The organism is Streptomyces sp. HUAS YS2 (assembly GCF_033343995.1).
Classification (GTDB): Bacteria; Actinomycetota; Actinomycetes; order Streptomycetales; family Streptomycetaceae; genus Streptomyces; species Streptomyces solicathayae.
Genome location: NZ_CP137573.1, coordinates 795,428 through 812,456 on the forward strand (window position 1 = coordinate 795,428; position 17,029 = coordinate 812,456).

Below are 17,029 nucleotides of genomic sequence, written 5' to 3' on the forward strand. Positions count from 1 at the left end.
CGGGCATGCTCTCCTCCCGCGCGGTGCGCGACTGGCTTCCGGCGGCGGCCGCGGTCTTCGCGGCCGGCTGGGGCGCGAACCAGTTCACGCCGCTCGCGGTGGTGTACCGGATGCGGGAGCACTGGCCCGCCGTCCCGGTCGCCGCCATGTTCACCACGTACCTGTTGGGGCTCCTGCCCGGCCTGCTGCTCGGCGGGCCGGCGGCGAACCGGATCGGCCGGCGGCGGGTGGTGCGGTCCGCGCTGGCGCTGTCGGCTGCGGCCAGCGCGCTGCTCGCGGCGGCGACGGCGGAGCAGTCCGTGGTGTACGTCAGCCGGCCGGCCACCGGCTTCGCAGCGGGTGTCGTCCTGACCGCAGGGGGCACGTGGCTGCGGGAGCTGTCGGCGCGGGCGGGGCGTCCCGGTGCGGGATCGCGGCGTGCGGCGTGGGCGACCGGTGGCGGCTTCGCCGCGGGGGCGCTGACGGCCGGCGCGCTGGCCGAGTGGCTGCCGGGGCCGACGGTGCTGCCCCCGCTGACGCACGCGCTGCTCGCCCTGCTGGTGCTCGGCGCGACCGGCCGCGTACCGGAGACCGCGCCGCCGGGGTCCGGTGTACGCGCGGCCGAGCCACTGTTCGCGCAGCTGTGCCGCGGGGCGGTGCGGCATCCACGCTTCGTACGGGTGGTCCTGCCGGCCACGCCGGCGGTGTTCACCGCGTCCACCGTGGCGTACGTGGTGCTGCCGCCGCTGGTCGCCGACCGGGTGCCGGGGTACGCGCCGGTGTTCAGCGGCGCGGTGACGGCGCTGACGCTGCTCGTGGGCATCGCCGTCCAGCCGCTGGCGGTCCGGCTCGACCACGCGCACAGCGCGCGGGCGACGCTCACCGCGATGGCCGCCGTGATCGGCGGGCTGCTGGTGAGCGCGTACGCCGTGCACGGGAACTCGGCGGGGCTCGTGCTGGCCGCGGCGGTGCTCCTGGGGGCCGGGTACGGCCTCACGCTGGCCTCGGGGCTGCGGGAGATGGATCGTCTCGCGGCGCCGAAGGACCGGTCCTCGGCGGCGTCCGTCTACCACGGCGCCACCGGCTCCGGGTTTCTCACACCGCTGCTGCTCGCCGTCACGGCCGGGGCGGCGACGTACCCGGCGCTGCTCGCCGGGCTGGCGGCCGTGGGCCTGCTGTGCCTGGCGTTCACCGCCTGGTCCAGCCGCCGGGACCTGCCGTGACGGCGTGGGAGCGGCGTGGCCCCGGCAGCGGGTCGTACCGTCGGCGGTCGGGGCCGTCGCACCCCCTCAGCCGCACAACGACTCCGGAGCAGGGGCTCCGGGAAGAGGAGCGAATCATGGGACGAGTGACCGTGCGGCGGCGTGTGATGCGCATCCGGGAGGGCGAGGCCTCGCACCGCCCGGACACGCTGGCCGCCGAGGAGCCGATGGAGATCCGGGTCGGAGGGCGGCCGCTGACCGTGACGATGCGCACCCCTGGCGACGACTTCGACCTCGCCGCCGGGTTCCTGGTCAGCGAGGGCGTGGTGCACACCGCCGAGGACGTGGCGGGGATCCGGTACTGCGCGGGCGCGACGGCCGACGGCGGCAACACGTACAACGTGGTGGACGTCGGCCTCGCGCCGGGCGTGGCCGCGCCGGACGCATCGCTGGAGCGGAACTTCTACACCACGTCGTCGTGCGGCCTGTGCGGCAAGGCGAGCCTGGACGCGGTGCGTACGACGGCCGCGTGGTCGGTCGCCGAGGACCCGCTGCGCGTCGGCCCGGAGCTGCTGCCGGCCCTGCCGGAGCGGCTCCGCGCGGCCCAGCGGGTGTTCGACAGCACGGGCGGCCTGCACGCCGCCGGGCTGTTCGACGCGGACGGCGAGCTGCTGTGCCTGCGCGAGGACGTCGGCCGGCACAACGCCGTGGACAAGGTCGTCGGGCACGCCCTGAGGCAGGGCATGCTGCCGTTGCGCGGGACGGTGCTGATGGTGAGCGGCCGGGCCTCGTTCGAGCTGGTGCAGAAGGCGGTGATGGCCGGCATCCCGATGCTCGCGGCCGTGTCCGCGCCGTCCTCGCTCGCGGTGGACCTCGCGGCGGAGAGCGGGCTGACGCTGGTCGGGTTCCTGCGCGGCGCGTCGATGAACGTGTACGCGGGCGAGGAGCGGCTCGCACCGCTGCCCGTGGGCTGACCGGCCGGGCCCGCACGGTGGTGCGGGTTGGCGTTCCGACCTGCGGTCGGGTAGACCCGTGGGGTGCTGTTCCGTCAACTCGAGTACCTGGTGGCGCTGTCCCGGGAGCGTCATTTCGCCCGGGCCGCACAGGCCTGCTACGTCTCCCAGCCCGCCCTGTCCGAGGCGATCCGGAAGCTGGAGGACGAGCTCGACGTGCCGCTGGTCCGACGCGGCCGCAAGTACGAGGGGCTGACGCCGGAGGGCGAGCGGATCGTGCTGTGGGCGCAGCGCATCCTCGCCGACCGCGACTCCCTGAAGAGCGAGGTGACGGCACTGCGCAGCGGGCTGAGCGGGCGGCTGCGGATCGGCGCGGTCCCGACCGCGTCCGGCGCCGTCGCCCAGCTGACCGGCCCGTTCTGCGCGGAGCACCCGCTGGTCACCGTCGAGGTGCGCGCGGACATGCAGTCGGACGACATCCTGCGACAGCTGCAGAACTTCGAGATCGACGCCGGAATCACGTACCTGCACCGGGACCTCCCGGAGGGCTTCCAGGCGGTCCCGCTGTACCAGGAGCGCTACGTACTCCTCACCGAAGCCGCCGACGGCCTGGCCCAGCGGACGGAGGCGACCTGGGCGGAGGCGTCCCGCCTGCCCCTGTGTCTCCTGACCGGTGCCATGCAGGGCCGCCGGGTCCTGGACGAGCTGTTCGCCGAGGCGGGCCTGCGCCCGTCCCCCCGGGTGGAGACCGACTCGGTGGCAGCTCTGTTCGCCCACGTCCGTACGGGACGCTGGGCCAGCATCGTCCCTCACACCTGGCTGCACGTCTTCGGCGTCCCCCACGGCATGCGCGCGGTCCCGATGACCGACCCCGACCGCGCGGTCCCCATCGGCCTCGTCACCACCTCCCGCGACCCCGTCTCCCCCATGGCCCGCGCCCTCACGCAAACCGCCCACCGCACGGACGTCGCGGCCATACTGGAGCGGCTGCCCGGGGACTAGGGGCGCCCACGTGAGACGCCGCGGCTGAGAGCGACCATTCCTGCTCCTGCTGCTGCGATGGTTGCGCCGGTTTTCATGCCCTGCGATGCGCGGTGCTCGGCCGCGCTTGCGGCTGCGGGTGTGGGTGACTTTCCGCCTTCGTCCGGGCAGGCCATGGTGGGTTTGATTCTGCCCGGGACGCAGGCTTCGCCGAAGGTCGTTCTCGTGCAGGAGCCGAGGAACCAGAGCGTGCCGAGGGCCAGGGCGACGAGGCCGCAGAACCTCAGGGTGCCGGACACGGGATGCGTTCTCCGGGTCACCGGTGCAGCATGTCCGCGAAGCCCTGGCGCCAGGAGGGGTGGCGCGGGGTCCAGTCGAGTTCCTTCTTGGCCTTCGCGTTCGACGCGCCGCGGATCTCCGTCGAGGCCATGGCGATGAACTCGCCGGCGAGCAGGCGGCCCACCCAGCGCGGGACGTTCATGGGCTTCTTCGCGCCCGCGAGCCGGGCCAGTTCCGGGAGCCATTCGGAGAGCCGGGCCGGGTCGTCGTCGACGATGTTGTAGATGCCGGGCGCGCCCCGTTCGACGGCTGCCACCGCGGCGCCGGCCGCGTCCGCGACGTGGGTGAACGACCAGACCCCGCCGCCTCCGCCGACCACCGGGAACTGGCACTTGCGGACGAGTTCCAGTTGTTCGCCGCCCGGCTCGATCGAGGTGCCGGGGCCGTAGAAGCCGCCGTACCGCAGGACGATGCCGTCGATTCCGGGGGCGGAGGTCACCGCGTGCTCCAGGTACCGGATCGCGGCGAGGGTCAGCTCGCTGCCCGGGGCCGGGTGCGTGTCGAGCGGGGCGTCTTCCGCCTTGACGGGGCCTCCGGAGCGGGCGTACAGCACCTGCATCGCGCTCTGCGCGACGAACCGGCGCACCCCGGACTCCGCCGCCGCGGCCAGCAGGTTGTCGGTGCCGTCGGTACGCAGCCGGTTGGTGACCGCGAAGTCCCGGTCCACCTTGCGCAGCGTCAGATTCCCTGCCAGCGCGGTGGCCTGGTGGACGATCGCCTCGGGCCGGGTCCGCGACACCGCGTCGTGCACGGCGGCGGCGTCCAGTACGTCCAGCACGATCGGCTCCGCCCCGGCCTCGCGCAGCCGGGCCGTCTTGGACTCGGAGGTGGTGGTGGCGACGACCGTGTGGCCGGCCGCGACGAGCTGGGGCACGAGCTGGCCGCCGACCGCGCCGGTGGCGCCGGTGACGAGAACCTTCATGGTGGGCTCCTGGGTCATCCCCGTATCCCGGGGTCGCGCACCGGCTCGCTGCCGGTGACACCCATGGGACAAACGAGCCCCACCGAACGTGACAGCCCACCCGTGTGACCCACGTCACCGTCGCGTCCCGGGCCGCTCGCCTGTCCCGTGGACGTCACCGACCGGACCAGCCCTAGGCGGCGGCCCGGGGCTCCGCCTCCTCGCCCGCCGTGCCCTGCGCGCCCTCGCCCTTGCGGACCGTGCAGTGCAGGGAGTCGTCCTTGACGTCGGCGACGATCGTGTCGCCGGGGCTCGCCTCGCCGCCGAGCAGCAGGGAGGCGATCCGGTTGTCGAGTTCGGTCTGGATCGTGCGGCGCAGCGGGCGGGCGCCGAACTCGGGCTGGTAGCCGTGGGCGACGAGCAGCTTCTTCGCCGCCTCGGTGACCTCCAGCGTCATGCCCTGCGCGTGGACGCGGTGCTTGCTGCGGTCCAGGAGGTGCTCGACGATCTCCGACAGGTTCTCCTCGGTGAGGCTGTGGAAGACGATGATGTCGTCGATGCGGTTGAGGAACTCGGGCAGGAACCGGCCCCGCAGGTCCTCCATCAGCTCGTCCTTGAGCTCGGCCGCGTCGCCCTCGTGGGCCAGGATGCGGTGGGCGCCGATGTTGGACGTCATGATGACGACGCAGTGCCGGAAGTCGACCGTGCGGCCCTGTCCGTCGGTGAGCCGGCCGTCGTCGAGGATCTGCAGCAGCGTGTTGAAGACGTCCGGGTGGGCCTTCTCGACCTCGTCGAACAGCACCACGCTGTACGGCTGGCGGCGGACCTTCTCGGTGAGCTGGCCGGCCTCCTCGTAGCCGACGTATCCGGGAGGCGCGCCGACGAGCCGGGCGACGGTGTGCTTCTCCTGGAACTCGCTCATGTCGAAGCGGACCATCCGGCCCTCGTCACCGAACAGCAACTCCGCAAGTGTCTTGGCGAGTTCGGTCTTGCCGACGCCGGTGGGGCCGAGGAAGAGGAAGGAGCCGACGGGCCGGTTCGGGTCGCCCATGCCGGCGCGGTTGCGACGGACGGCCTCGGAGACCGCGGTGACCGCCTCGTCCTGGCCGACGATCCGGTCGTGCATCTCCTGCTCCAGCTTGAGCAGGCGTTCCTTCTCGCTGGCGGTGAGCTGGGAGACGGGGATGCCGGTGCGGCGGGAGACGATGTCGGCGATGTCGGAGGCGGTGACCGAGACGACGCCCTCGCGGCGCTCCTGGATGCCCGCGAGTTCGCCCTCCACCTCGGAGATCTGCCCCTTCAGCTCCGACGCCTTCTCGAACTGCTCGCCCGCGACGGCCTGGTCCTTCTCGCGGCGCAGCTTGGCGAGCTCGTCCTCGCGGCTGACGACCTCGGTGGAGCGGGAGGCGCTGCGCAGCCGGACCCGGGCGCCGGCCTGGTCCATCAGGTCGATGGCCTTGTCGGGCAGGAACCGGTCGCTGATGTAGCGGTCGGACAGCTCGGCCGCCGCCGCCAGGGCCCCGTCGGCGAAGCGGACCTGGTGGTGGGCCTCGTACGCGTCCCGCAGCCCTTCGAGGATCTGGATGGTCTCCTCGACGGTCGGCTCGGGGATCATGACGGGCTGGAAGCGCCGCTCGAGGGCGGCGTCCTTCTCGACGTGCTTGCGGTACTCGTCGATCGTCGTCGCCCCGACGAGCTGCAGTTCGCCGCGGGCGAGGGCGGGCTTGAGCATGTTGCCCGCGTCCATCGAGCCCTCGCCGGTGGCGCCGGCGCCGACGACCGTGTGCAGCTCGTCGATGAAGAGGATGATGTCGCCGCTGGCCTCCTGGACGTCCTCGATGACCTTCTTCAGGCGTTCCTCGAACTGTCCGCGGTACTGCGCGCCGGCCACCATTCCGGACAGGTCCAGGGAGACGACCCGCTTGCCCTTCAGGGTCTCGGGCACCTCGCCGGCCACGATCCGCTGGGCCAAGCCCTCGACGATGGCGGTCTTGCCGACGCCGGGCTCGCCGATGAGCACCGGGTTGTTCTTGGACCTGCGGGACAGGATCTCGACGGTCTGCTCGATCTCGTCGGACCGTCCGACCACCGGGTCGAGCTTCCCGGCCTTGGCCTCCTCGGTGAGGTCCCGGCCGAACTCGTCCAGGGTGGTGGCCGGCTCCTGCGGCTTGGCCGCGGCGGGCGTGCCGTCGGAGCGCGCCGCCTGCTCGGTGAGGCCGCGGAGCTTCCTGACGTCCGTGTCCTCGGCCCGCAGGAAGCGGGTGGCCCCGGAGTCGGCGTCCGACAGGAGCGCGGTGAGGATGTGCTCGGGGCCGATGTACGAGACCCCGGCGGCCTGCGAGTCGGCGTAGGCGGCGGCGAGGGTGCGCTTGGCGGCCGGAGTCAGGCCGGGGTCCGCGGACGGCTCGCCGGACTCCTTCGGCAGCACCGCGGCGATCTGGTTCCCGAGGGTGTCCGGGTCGACCCCGGCCTGGGCCAGCAGCCGGCGCGAGGGGTCGACCTGGGTGGCCGCCCACAGCAGGTGCTGGGTGTCCAGGTCGGAGGTGCCGTCCTGGAAGGCCCTCTGGGTGGCCAGGCTGAGCAGTTCGTGCGACGACTCCGTCAGGAGCCGACCGATGGGCACGCGCTGCACGGCGGGGGGCGACGATGCCGGCGACATACCGAAGAAGCGGTTCAGCATCTCGCTGAACGGGTCGGACGAACCGAAGGGAGAACCGAATGCCATCGACATGCCAGCTCCTGATGAGCGAGTGGGGGGTCCCCACCACTCAAACCCGACTCCCACCACCGCGCAAACGGGGCCGGGGGACGGATCCACGGCACCGCGGCACGGTCATCGGCCCGGGAGCTGGGCCAGGAACTCCTGCGGGGAGACGGCCGGTCCGTCCTCCTCCTTCACGACCTGGAGCACCTGTTCGTCGTACCAGGCGATGGGGGTCCCGACGACGCCGAACAACTCGAAGTCGGCGATCGCCACGCCGGCCCAGTTCAGGTAGGTCCCCTCGGTGACCTTGCGGTCGAAGTCGGCGGACCGCAGCCCGTCGACGGCGTCGGCCGCCGACAGCAGCACCGGGGTCTCGGAGAAGTGGTCGTATCCGGGCGGGAAGGGCTGCGCGGCGAACAGCGCCGCCAGGTAGTCGGCGAACTGCCGCTGTCCGGCGTCGGCCGCCGCGCCGAGCGCGCTCAGGGCGCGGCGCGAACCGCTGCCGCCGGCCGTGTCGTCGATCATGCCCGCGAAGTGGAACTTCACGACGTACTTTCCGTCGTCGGCGTCCTTCCGGAGGGTGCCCAGGAGGCTCTCCACCACGCGGCGACTCCCCCGGTCGCGCATCTCCAGAAAGACCTGGACCTGGTGCGGCGCTTCCAGGTCCCCGTAGTAGACCGTGGTGCCGTCGGCGCCGGTCGTGTTCGCCGGGTTCATGGAACGAGCCTCGCACGGGCGGACGGACCCCACGACCGGTGACGTGCCACGTCACCGACCCGCTCCCTTCACCCCATACACCCGGCACACCGGACACACCCGACACGCCCGACACGCGTTCGTCGTCCGGTTCACCGGGCCCGGCCGGCCCTCCGTCGACGATGGCCGGATGAGCTCCGCGACTCCCCCGCCCGCCCCAGACGCGCCCGGCGACGTCCCGCAGGTCCGTGCGGGCACCCTGGTCCGGCACGCCAAACTGTGGGTCTTCCCGACCCTCCTGTGCACTCTGGTCACCCTGGTCCTGGCGCTCCTCTACATGGGCGGCGTCCTCAACCCGGGAGACAGCCTGCACAGGCTGCCCGTCGCCCTCGTCGACGAGGACCGGGGCCGGCCGCTCCCCGGGCAGCAGGAGAACCTGGGCAAGCAGATCACCGACACGATCGCCGCCACCGAGGCTGAGGACGACACCGTCGACTGGCGCCGGCTCGACCGCGCCGAGGCCCAGGAGGCGCTCGCCTCGGGCCGCGTCTACGGCGCGCTCGTCGTCCCGGAGGACTTCACAGCGTCCGTCGCCGCCCTGACGACGGCACAGGCGAAGGAGCGGCCGACGCTGAGCGTGCTCACCAACCCCGGTCTCGGCAGCCTGGGTTCGAGCATGGCGGCGCAGATCAACCAGGGCGCGGCCCACCACGCCTCGCTGGAGATCGGCAAGCAGCTCTCGGCCGCCGCCGCGTCCGCGCCCCCGACGACCCGCGTGCTCCTGACCGACCCGGTCGACGTCACCACCCGCGTCGGCCACCCGATCGGATCGCACAGCGGCCTCGGGCTCTCCGCGTTCTACTACACCCTGCTGCTGGTGCTCGGCGGCTTCATCGGCGGCAACCTCGTGAACAGCGCGGTCGACACCTCGCTCGGGTACGCCGACAGCGAGCTCGGCCCCTGGCACACCCGTCGCCCGACCGTGCCGATCAACCGTACGCAGACCCTGGTCCTGAAGATGGTCATGACCGCCGGCATCGCCCTGCTGACGACCACTCTGCTGATGGTGGCGTCGATCGCGATCCTCGGCATGGACGCCTCGCACCTGCCGATGCTGTGGCTCTTCTCGTACTGCGCGACCGTCGCCGTGGGCCTGGGCGTCCAGGCCATCAACGCCGCCTTCGGCGGCATCGGCCAGCTCGTGTCCATGTTCGTGTTCATCGCGCTGGCCCTCCCGTCCTCCGGGGCGACCATCCCCCTGGAGGCCACCCCCGCCTTCTACCGCTTCCTGGGCATCTTCGAGCCGATGCACCAGCTCAGCGCGGGTGTGCGGGCGATCCTGTACTTCGACGCCCGCGCCGACGCGGGCCTCGCCCGCGGCTGGATCATGATCGCGGTCGGCGTGGTGCTCGCCCTCGCGTTCGGCTTCGGCATGACCCGGTACTACGACCGCCGGGGCCTCCACCGGCTCACACCGCAGCCGGAGTGACGCCGGAGAACCCCGGCTCCGCCGCCCGGCGTTAGCGACGCGCAAGCGGGACGGCAGGGCGGGGCGGGAAGCTCTGGGGAGGCCGGACCACCGGCACGGGAAAGCCGCCCGCACCGCTCCCGGCGGCTTCCCCTCCCTTTCCCTCTCCCCCAGGAGGCACCATGCGACGACGCACCTTCCTCACGACCGGCCTGACGGCCGGTGCCCTCGCGGCCCTCCCGGCGGTCCCCCTGCTGGCGACGAACGCGGCCGCGGCCACCACGACGGTCACCTCGATCAGCGCGCTGCAGAGCGCGATCAGCCGCGCGGTCCCGGGCGACCGGATCGTGCTGGCCAACGGCACGTACACCGTCCCGTCGGGCGGCATCGCGGTCTCGGGGCGGAACGGCACGACGTCCGCGCCCATCGAGATCGTCGCGGAGTCCCGCGGCGGCGTCGTGCTGGGCGGCACCCGCAGCTTCGTGTTCAGCGGCTCCAGCAACATAACGATCAGCGGCTTCGCGTTCCGGCAGAGCACCACGCTGGAGATCCCGGCGGGCTGTTCGCGCATCCGCCTGACCCGCAACGACTTCCGGCTCGCCGACGTCAGCGGCCTCGACTGGGTCACCGTCCGCGGCGACGACGCCAAGATCGACCGGAACCATTTCCACGACCGGTCGACCGAGGGCATCTTCCTCGTCGTCGACGGCCCCGCCGGGACGGCCATGGCCCAGGGGCTGCACGTCTTCAAGAACCACTTCTCCGACCACGGCTACACCGGCGCCAACGGCGGCGAGGCGATCCGGCTCGGGGTCAGCAGCCGCGCGCTGTCGGTCGCGAACGCGAAGGTCGAGTACAACCTCTTCGAGCGGTGCGACGGCGACCCCGAGGCGATCTCGGTCAAGTCCTCCGGCAACACCGTCCGGTACAACACGATCCGCGACAGCCGCGGCGGCATCGTGCTGCGGCACGGCAACGGCACGACCGTGGACGGCAACCACCTGCTCGGCGGGGACGAGGGCATCCGCGTCTACGGCAACGACCACCTGATCGTGAACAACTATCTCGGCGGCCTGACGGGCCGGGCCCTGGTGATCGGCAGCGGCACCACCCGGGACCACCACGACGGCGAGACGACCGAGCAGCGGCGCGGCAACGACGCGTGCGACCGCGCGGTGATCGCGCACAACACGCTGTTCCGCAATTCCGGCTCGCTCTCCGGCGAGAGCCGGACCTACGAGCCGCGGGACGTCGTGGTCGCCGACAACCTGCTGGTCGGCGACACGGGCAGCCTGGTCGCGATGGACGCGACCAGCGGATTCACCTGGCGCAGCAACATCCTGTGGGGCGCGGCGTCGAACGGGAACATCCCCGCCGGCGGGTTCACCCGGGTCGACCCGAAGCTCCAGCAGGGCACGGACGGGGTGTACCGGCTGTCGGCCGGCAGCCCGGCGATCGGCGCGGCGACGCTGAGCGGCGTGACGGTGGCCGACGACGTCGACGGTCAGCCGCGCGGCACCACGCGGGACATCGGCGCGGACGAGTACTCCACCGCGGCCCCGGTCCGCCGCCCGCTCACGCCCACGGACGTGGGCCCGAACGCCTCCTGAGACAGGCCGGGGGACGGTTCCCCGAGTGCGACGACTACGCGGAGTGACGGTTCGCCCGCGATTCGGGGCTTCCCTCCAGCCCGTCCGGGACGCACTCTGGAAGACCATGCACCGTACCCACACCGTCCCCCTCGCGCTCGCGGCACTCGCTGCGGGCCTCGTCGCCGGCTGCTCCGCCACGGGCGACGGGCGCGCGGCGGACACCTCGAAGAGCCTGGTCGGCACGGCCTCCGTGGTGTCCACCGCGCCGTCCGAGCCGTCGGGACCGTCCGCGCCGTCCGCCCCGCCCACGCCGTCGTCCGGGGCCCCTGCGGCGGTCCCGGCGCCGCCGCACCCGGCGACGGCTCCGTCCCCCACCCCCTCGCCCACCCGGCAGCCCCGGGTCGCGGACCTCGACATACCGTCGATAGGCGTGGCGGACCTGCGGGTCGTCCCGTACGAGGGGACGACCGACGACCGGCCTGGCACCCGGATACAGGACCGCGGCGAGGCCGCCAGCCCGTACGGGGAGCACGGCGGGGTCGGCCCGGGCGAGGTCGGCAACTACCTGGTGACCGCCCACCGCCTCTCGGCCGGCGGTCCCCTGCACGACCTGCCCTCCCTGAAGGACGGCGACACCGTCGTCGTCAAGGCGGGCGGCACCGTCTACACGTACGAGATCGTCTCGACGCGCAAGACGTCCTTCCGCGATCCCCGCTCCCTCGCCGCGCAGCGGGCGGAGGTGCCGGGGAAGCCCGGCGAGAAGGCCACCCGGGCCATGATCACGCTGTCCACGTGCGCGACGCCCGAGGACAACGCGGCGGGGAACTTCTGGCGGGACGCCCAGGGCAACCCGGAACACCGCATCGACAAGATCGGGGTGCTGGTCTCCTCCCGGCCGGTGTAGGCGACCGCTGTGGCCGGCCGGTGTAGGCGACCGCGCTGTAGCCGGTGGTGTGGCCCGGCGTAAATGCGCAGGCGTCGCGTGCTTCCCTCCCGTATGGTCGTGGTGACCTGTTCCCGACCTGAGGAGACCGAAAGTGGCGGGTGACGTAGACATCTCGGGGTGATCCCCGCGGTGACAGGCCACCGGCCGGCGCGTGAACGACGCGCTGCCGTGCGTGGCCGACCCTCGTCTGCCCTTTTCCCGCCTCCCGCAGAGCAGCGCCCGGCGCGCCTGCGGCGCACCCGAGGTCTTCCACCATGTCTCAGGCTTCCGCCATCACCTGTTCCCACCTGTCCTTCTCCTGGCCGGACGACACCCCGGTCTTCTCGGATCTGTCGTTCACCGTCGGGCCCGGCCGGACCGGTCTCGTCGCCCCGAACGGCTCGGGGAAGAGCACCCTCCTCGGCCTGATCGCCGGGGTGCACCGACCGACCGCCGGATCCGTCACCGTGGACGGCGTCCTCGGGCACCTCCCGCAGAACCTGCCGCTCACCGGCGAGCCGACCGTGGCCGAGGTGCTGGGCGTGGCGTCCGTCGTAAGCGCCCTCGACGCCATCGAGTCCGGTGACACCGACGAGCGGCACTTCCTCGCCGTCGGCGACGACTGGGACATCGAGGAGCGCACCGCCGCCGAACTGGACCGGCTCGGTCTCGGCGACGTCACCCTCGACCGGCGTCTCGGCACCCTCAGCGGCGGTCAGATCGTCACGCTCGGCCTGGCCGGCCAGCTGCTCAAGCGCCCGGACGTCCTGCTCCTCGACGAGCCGACCAACAATCTCGACCTCCGCACGCGGCGCCGGCTCTACGGCGTCCTGGAGGAGTGGCGCGGCTCTCTGCTGCTCGTCAGCCACGACCGGGAGCTGCTCGACCGCATGGACCGTATCGCAGAGCTCGACCGCGGCGAACTGCGCCTGTACGGCGGTGACTTCACCGCCTACGAGGAGGCCGTTCGCGGCGAGCGGGAGGCGGCCGAGCGGGGTGTGCGCGCCGCCGAGCAGGACCTCAAGCGCGAGAAGCGGGCGATGCAGCAGGCCCGGGAGCGGGCCGACCGCCGGGCCGGCAACGCCGCCCGGAACCTCAAGAACGCCGGGCTGCCCAAGATCTTCGCCGGCAACATGAAACGTGGCGCCCAGGAGGCGGCGGGCAGGTCCGGACGGGCGCACGCGGCGCGCGTCGACGACGCGCGGACCCGGCTGGACGAGGCCGGCCGGGCCCTGCGCGACGACCAGCGGATCGTGCTGGAGCTGCCGGACACCGAGGTCCCCGCGGGGCGCACGCTGTTCAGCGGCGAGGGACTGAAGGCGTCGTTCGGCGGCCGGGAGCTGTTCGCCGGCGACGGGGCCGACCTGATGGTCAGGGGACCCGAGCGCATCGCGCTGACCGGTGCGAACGGGGTGGGCAAGTCCACGCTGCTGCGGCTCGTCGGAGGGGACCTGGAGCCGGAGCACGGCACGGTCCGTAGGGCGGAGGGCCGCGTCGCGCACCTGACGCAGCGCCTCGACGTCCTCGACCGGGACCTCACCGTCGCGCAGAACCTCGCCGCGGCCGCTCCCGGCATGCCGGAGGCGGACCGCCTGAACCTGCTGGCCCGCTTCCTCTTCCGGGGCCCGCAGGCGCATCTGCCGGTGGGCGTGCTGTCCGGCGGCGAGCTGCTGCGCGCCACCCTGGCCTGCGTCCTGAGCACCGAACCCGCTCCGAAGCTGTTGCTGCTCGACGAGCCCACCAACAACCTGGACCTGGTGAGCGTAGGCCAGTTGGAGAGCGCGCTCGCCGCCTACCGGGGCGCGTTCCTCGTCGTCAGTCACGACGAACGGTTCCTCGCCGCGATCTCGGTGACCCGACGGCTGGAACTGCGCGACGGCAGACTGCTGGAGGGGTAAGCGCGCGGCCTGAACCCCTGTACAGGGGTGGCAGATTCGTCAACGGCTGTACACAGGGGCGGATTCGTCGATGCTCGGGTCATGTCCGAGAGCACCGAGGTCCGCACCCTGTTGTCCGTACTGAACGACCAGCGCCGTCATGTGCTCGGCGCGCTCGAAGGGCTCCCGCCGGAGGCGCTGCACAAGCCCGTGCTGCCCTCCGGCTGGACCTGCGCTGGGCTGGTCCGGCATCTGACGCTCGATGTCGAACGGTGGTGGTTCCAGGCGGTGTTCAGCGGCGATCAGGAGATCATCGCCGGATTCGACGACGCCGACGACGCCTGGCAGGTCTCGCCCGCCACCCCGGTGTCCGAGGTCCTGGAGGGCTACCGGGAGGAGTGCGCGCGGGCGGACGCCCTCGTGGCGTCGTCACCCGCGGACACCCCTCTCGCGTGGTGGCCCCACCACCTGTTCGGCCCGCCGCACCTCCACACGCTCCGCGACGTCCTCCTGCACGTCATCACCGAGACCGCCTGCCACGCCGGCCACCTGGACGCGGCCCGCGAACTCCTCGACGGCCGCCAGTACCGCGTCCTCGACTGAGCGCGGGCGGGCGGGCCCTTACGCCGGTCGTTGCACGAGGAGGTAGCTGCGCCGGCTGGGGTGTTCGGCCCCGGGGTGGGGGGCCCGGTCCAGGCGGGCGGTGAGGGTGAGGCCGGCCCGGGACAGGGCGGCGATCTCGGCCTCGGGATCGAGGAAGCGGAACGTGAGGTCGACGGGGTGGTCCCACCAGTCGTCGAGGTGGTTGGACCCGCCGGGCGCGATGTCGGCGTCGCTGGTGTGGAAGGCCAGCAGCGCCTGGCCTCCGGGGCCGAGTACGCGGGCGAACTCGGCGTATGCCGCGGCGCGTTCGGTCTCGTCCAGGTGGATCAGCGCGTACCAGCACAGGATGCCGCCGAGCGCGCCGGTGCGGATCGGCAGCGCCGTCATGTCCGCCGCGCCGAACGACAGCGCGGTGGTGCGCCGGGCGACCGCGCACATGCCCGGTGACAGGTCGAGCCCGAAGGCATCGGCGCCACGTCCCGCCAGGTGGGCGGTCGCCTGCCCGGGCCCGCAGCCGACGTCGGCCACCTGCCGGCCGGCGGTCTGCTCCACGAAGGCGTCGAGGAGCGCGCGGTCGAGGGGCTTGCCGGCGAGTTCGTCGCCGATCTCGATCGCGTAGCGCTCGGCCACGGCGTCGTAGCTCGTACGGGTCGTGCGGCGGGCGTGCCCGTCGGCGGGCGCGGTGGCTGTTTCGTCCGCGACTCGTGTCATCTTCTCCCCCGGTGATGTCGATCGGACCCGGCGGTCGATCACGACCGCCGTCGGAGCAAGCGTGCCATGAGCCTCGCACGCGAACCGACGCGGGCAGCGGGGATGTTGGGCAAAGGCAGCTCCTGCGTGCGGTCCTCCGTGCCCTCGTGCTCGGTGCGTGGCAGCGGCAGGAACGGGCCACGGTCCCGCGCCTCGGCGGCGGCTCCGAAGAAGTCGCCGCCCTTGCGCTTGAAGTCGTCGGTGCCCCAGGAGCGGCCGGCGCCGTTCAGCGGGACCTTCTGGAAGTGGGGGATGTGCTTGGCGCAGTGGACGTACGCCTCTTCGACGGCGACCACCACCCACGCCTCGGCACGCCGCCCGGGCACCGGGTCGACCGGGAGCCCGGGATGCTCCCGGCGCATCTCGGCGTCGGCCACCACCCGCGCCGCGCCGTTGACGTGCAGGCCGATGCGGTCGCGGAGGAAGTCGACCATGATGATGCCGACGTGCGGGTTCTCCTCGATGTTGCCGAGGCTGGCCTGCACGCCGTTGCCCCGGTACTCGGGGTAGGCGAGCGTCGCGTCGTCCAGCACCAGGAGGAAGCCGGGCGGGCCGGCGCGGAAGGTGTTGTCGCACTCGCCGTGCCGGTCGGCGGTCGCCAGGAAGAACATCTCCTGGCGCGCCACGAACTCCCGCATCCGGCCGTTGAGTCGGTCGAGGACCTGCTCTGCGTAGAACTTGTCGGCGCGCTCCGCGGTGCCGGTGCGCAGCTGCCGACGGTGCTCGCCGTCGCTGCCCGGCCGGCGGGTGCGCAGCGGTGCCGGGCCGGAGGACCGGGTCGTCGGAGCATCCATCGGTGGCCTCGCCTCGCACGTCTCTCGGGGTCGGTCTTCGCACGCGAGGTCCGAGTGTGCCCCGATTGCCCTCCCCCTAGCGGGATTCCCGGCGATTCGTACCCATCCCGACCGCGGTGGTGGTATGCGTCGCCGAGGCGTCAGCGGGCCGGGTCGGCGGCCGGGGCGGGCTCCTGGGCGAGCAGCGAGAGCCGGCTGGCCGTGCGGTCGATATCGGTGGGCAGGCCTTCGCCCGTCAGGGCGTCGGCCAGGGACGTCCGGCCGATCAGGGTGAGTTCGACATCGCGGTCGCAGAGCACGTCGACGAGATTGGCGAACCGCTGCGCCGCGTCGCGGCCGGCCTCGGTGAGGCGGGGCAGTCCGGAGACCACCCAGCGACGGTGTGCGTCGGTGAGGGCGAGGTAGTCGATGGTCGAGTTCGGCCGGTCGCACAGTTCGGTGAAGTCGAACCAGACCAGGTCGTCCCGTACGGCGAGGGCCTCGACGGTCCCGTGGGCCACCGGCACGGCCCGACGCTCCTGCGGGAGCGGTGGCGTCGGGCTGCCTTCAGTCTCCTCCGCCCCGTCCGCGTGCCACAGGTAACGGCCGCCGGCGAATCCCGTACGCGCCTGGGAGGACGCCCCGGCGGCGCGGTAGTCGGGGCCGTCGGTGAGACCGACGACGTCCAGGGATCGTTCCAGGAGCGCGATCGTCGGCTCGAAGAGCGGGTGGAACACCGGGTTGGGGAGCAGCCCCGAAGGCGGGTAGTTGGAGGTGGCGAGCAGGGTCGTGCCGCGCTCCAGGAGCGTGCCGACGACCCGGCCCATCAGCATCGCGTCGCCCGCGTCGTGCACGTGGAACTCGTCGAAGTACAGGAACCGGCAGTCCCCGATCAGCTCGGCCACCGCGAGTTCGCCGGCTCGTGACTCGTCCTTGTGCCGGGCGTAGGCGGCGTGGAACTGGCGGAAGAACTCGTGGAAGTGCAGGCGCCGCTTCTCCTCGATCCGTACGGTCGCGAACAGGGTGTCGGACAGCCAGCTCTTGCCGCGTCCGACCGACCCCCACAGGTACACCCCACGTACCGGTTCGGCCGCGGCCCGGCCGAACCAGCGCCGCCTGCCGCCCCGTTCCAGCGCCTCCCCGAGCTCGGTGAGCCGGGCAGCCACCGCTCGCTGTCCGGCGTCGAGCACCAGCCCGTCCCGCCGCGCCGCCTGTTCGAACCGCTCCGACACGTCGCCCCCTGGCACGATTGCTCTCGCAAGTGGTGGATCACCATGTCCATGACC

The 17,029-nt window shown here is 72.7% G+C and carries 14 protein-coding genes; 8 read left to right on the top strand and 6 right to left on the bottom strand.

Annotation, left to right across the window (positions count from 1 at the left end; all coding sequences use genetic code 11):
• The first annotated feature begins 5 nt into the window (after positions 1-5).
• The 3 genes from R2D22_RS03815 to R2D22_RS03825 all read left to right on the top strand — a co-directional run bounded on the left by R2D22_RS03815 (position 6) and on the right by R2D22_RS03825 (position 3,136).
• Entirely contained in the window at positions 6-1,202 is a 1,197-nt protein-coding gene (locus R2D22_RS03815) for an MFS transporter (protein ID WP_318101218.1), read from the top strand.
• A 116-nt stretch (positions 1,203-1,318) separates the two neighbouring features.
• The gene (gene fdhD, locus R2D22_RS03820; protein WP_318101219.1) at positions 1,319-2,155 is read left to right on the top strand and encodes a formate dehydrogenase accessory sulfurtransferase FdhD; all 837 of its coding nucleotides are present in this window, start codon (positions 1,319-1,321) and stop codon (positions 2,153-2,155) included.
• Between the two features lie 63 nt (positions 2,156-2,218).
• Entirely contained in the window at positions 2,219-3,136 is a 918-nt protein-coding gene (locus R2D22_RS03825) for a LysR family transcriptional regulator (RefSeq protein WP_318101220.1), read from the top strand.
• A 295-nt stretch (positions 3,137-3,431) separates the two neighbouring features.
• Here the strand turns inward: R2D22_RS03825 and R2D22_RS03830 are convergent, their stop codons facing one another.
• From R2D22_RS03830 to R2D22_RS03840, 3 genes are all read right to left on the bottom strand, one after another.
• Positions 3,432-4,376, bottom strand: coding sequence for an NAD-dependent epimerase/dehydratase family protein (locus tag R2D22_RS03830; protein WP_318101222.1), 945 nt, complete (start codon positions 4,374-4,376; stop codon positions 3,432-3,434).
• 172 nt (positions 4,377-4,548) lie between these two features.
• Positions 4,549-7,086, bottom strand: coding sequence for an ATP-dependent Clp protease ATP-binding subunit (locus tag R2D22_RS03835; protein ID WP_318101223.1), 2,538 nt, complete (start codon positions 7,084-7,086; stop codon positions 4,549-4,551).
• 102 nt (positions 7,087-7,188) lie between these two features.
• Positions 7,189-7,776, bottom strand: coding sequence for a thioredoxin domain-containing protein (locus R2D22_RS03840; RefSeq protein WP_318101224.1), 588 nt, complete (start codon positions 7,774-7,776; stop codon positions 7,189-7,191).
• Between the two features lie 169 nt (positions 7,777-7,945).
• Between R2D22_RS03840 and R2D22_RS03845 the strand changes: the two genes are divergently transcribed.
• The 5 genes from R2D22_RS03845 (at position 7,946) to R2D22_RS03865 (ending at position 14,220) form a co-directional block, all read left to right on the top strand.
• Positions 7,946-9,244 (top strand): YhgE/Pip domain-containing protein, encoded by a 1,299-nt coding sequence (locus tag R2D22_RS03845; RefSeq protein ID WP_318101226.1) that lies wholly within the window; start codon positions 7,946-7,948, stop codon positions 9,242-9,244.
• A gap of 161 nt (positions 9,245-9,405) precedes the next feature.
• Positions 9,406-10,833, top strand: coding sequence for a chondroitinase-B domain-containing protein (locus tag R2D22_RS03850; protein WP_318101227.1), 1,428 nt, complete (start codon positions 9,406-9,408; stop codon positions 10,831-10,833).
• Positions 10,834-10,939: 106 nt separating this feature from the next.
• Positions 10,940-11,719: a class E sortase gene (locus R2D22_RS03855; protein WP_318101228.1), complete on the top strand. Its 780-nt coding sequence runs from the start codon at positions 10,940-10,942 to the stop codon at positions 11,717-11,719.
• 296 nt (positions 11,720-12,015) lie between these two features.
• Entirely contained in the window at positions 12,016-13,638 is a 1,623-nt protein-coding gene (locus tag R2D22_RS03860) for an ABC-F family ATP-binding cassette domain-containing protein (protein ID WP_318101229.1), read from the top strand.
• 81 nt (positions 13,639-13,719) lie between these two features.
• Positions 13,720-14,220 (top strand): DinB family protein, encoded by a 501-nt coding sequence (locus tag R2D22_RS03865; protein WP_318101230.1) that lies wholly within the window; start codon positions 13,720-13,722, stop codon positions 14,218-14,220.
• Between the two features lie 18 nt (positions 14,221-14,238).
• Here R2D22_RS03865 and R2D22_RS03870 read toward each other — a convergent pair whose 3' ends face one another.
• The 3 genes from R2D22_RS03870 to zapE all read right to left on the bottom strand — a co-directional run bounded on the left by R2D22_RS03870 (position 14,239) and on the right by zapE (position 16,975).
• Entirely contained in the window at positions 14,239-14,931 is a 693-nt protein-coding gene (locus R2D22_RS03870; protein WP_318101232.1) for a class I SAM-dependent methyltransferase, read from the bottom strand.
• 38 nt (positions 14,932-14,969) lie between these two features.
• The gene (locus R2D22_RS03875) at positions 14,970-15,764 is read right to left on the bottom strand and encodes a pyridoxamine 5'-phosphate oxidase family protein (RefSeq protein WP_318101234.1); all 795 of its coding nucleotides are present in this window, start codon (positions 15,762-15,764) and stop codon (positions 14,970-14,972) included.
• A gap of 140 nt (positions 15,765-15,904) precedes the next feature.
• Positions 15,905-16,975 (bottom strand): cell division protein ZapE, encoded by a 1,071-nt coding sequence (zapE, locus tag R2D22_RS03880; RefSeq protein ID WP_318101236.1) that lies wholly within the window; start codon positions 16,973-16,975, stop codon positions 15,905-15,907.
• Positions 16,976-17,029: the final 54 nt, after the last annotated feature.

Excerpts from the sequence above, each read along its gene's own strand:
- R2D22_RS03870 (WP_318101232.1), bottom strand. The coding sequence starts at position 14,931 with ATGACACGAGTCGCGGACGAAACAGCCACCGCGCCCGCCGACGGGCAC.
- R2D22_RS03840 (WP_318101224.1), bottom strand. The coding sequence starts at position 7,776 with ATGAACCCGGCGAACACGACCGGCGCCGACGGCACCACGGTCTACTAC.
- fdhD (WP_318101219.1), top strand. The coding sequence starts at position 1,319 with ATGGGACGAGTGACCGTGCGGCGGCGTGTGATGCGCATCCGGGAGGGC.
- R2D22_RS03865 (WP_318101230.1), top strand. The coding sequence starts at position 13,720 with ATGTCCGAGAGCACCGAGGTCCGCACCCTGTTGTCCGTACTGAACGAC.
- R2D22_RS03860 (WP_318101229.1), top strand. The coding sequence starts at position 12,016 with ATGTCTCAGGCTTCCGCCATCACCTGTTCCCACCTGTCCTTCTCCTGG.
- R2D22_RS03875 (WP_318101234.1), bottom strand. The coding sequence starts at position 15,764 with ATGGATGCTCCGACGACCCGGTCCTCCGGCCCGGCACCGCTGCGCACC.
- R2D22_RS03815 (WP_318101218.1), top strand. The coding sequence starts at position 6 with ATGCTCTCCTCCCGCGCGGTGCGCGACTGGCTTCCGGCGGCGGCCGCG.
- R2D22_RS03845 (WP_318101226.1), top strand. The coding sequence starts at position 7,946 with ATGAGCTCCGCGACTCCCCCGCCCGCCCCAGACGCGCCCGGCGACGTC.
- R2D22_RS03855 (WP_318101228.1), top strand. The coding sequence starts at position 10,940 with ATGCACCGTACCCACACCGTCCCCCTCGCGCTCGCGGCACTCGCTGCG.
- R2D22_RS03835 (WP_318101223.1), bottom strand. The coding sequence starts at position 7,086 with ATGTCGATGGCATTCGGTTCTCCCTTCGGTTCGTCCGACCCGTTCAGC.
- R2D22_RS03830 (WP_318101222.1), bottom strand. The coding sequence starts at position 4,376 with ATGAAGGTTCTCGTCACCGGCGCCACCGGCGCGGTCGGCGGCCAGCTC.
- R2D22_RS03850 (WP_318101227.1), top strand. The coding sequence starts at position 9,406 with ATGCGACGACGCACCTTCCTCACGACCGGCCTGACGGCCGGTGCCCTC.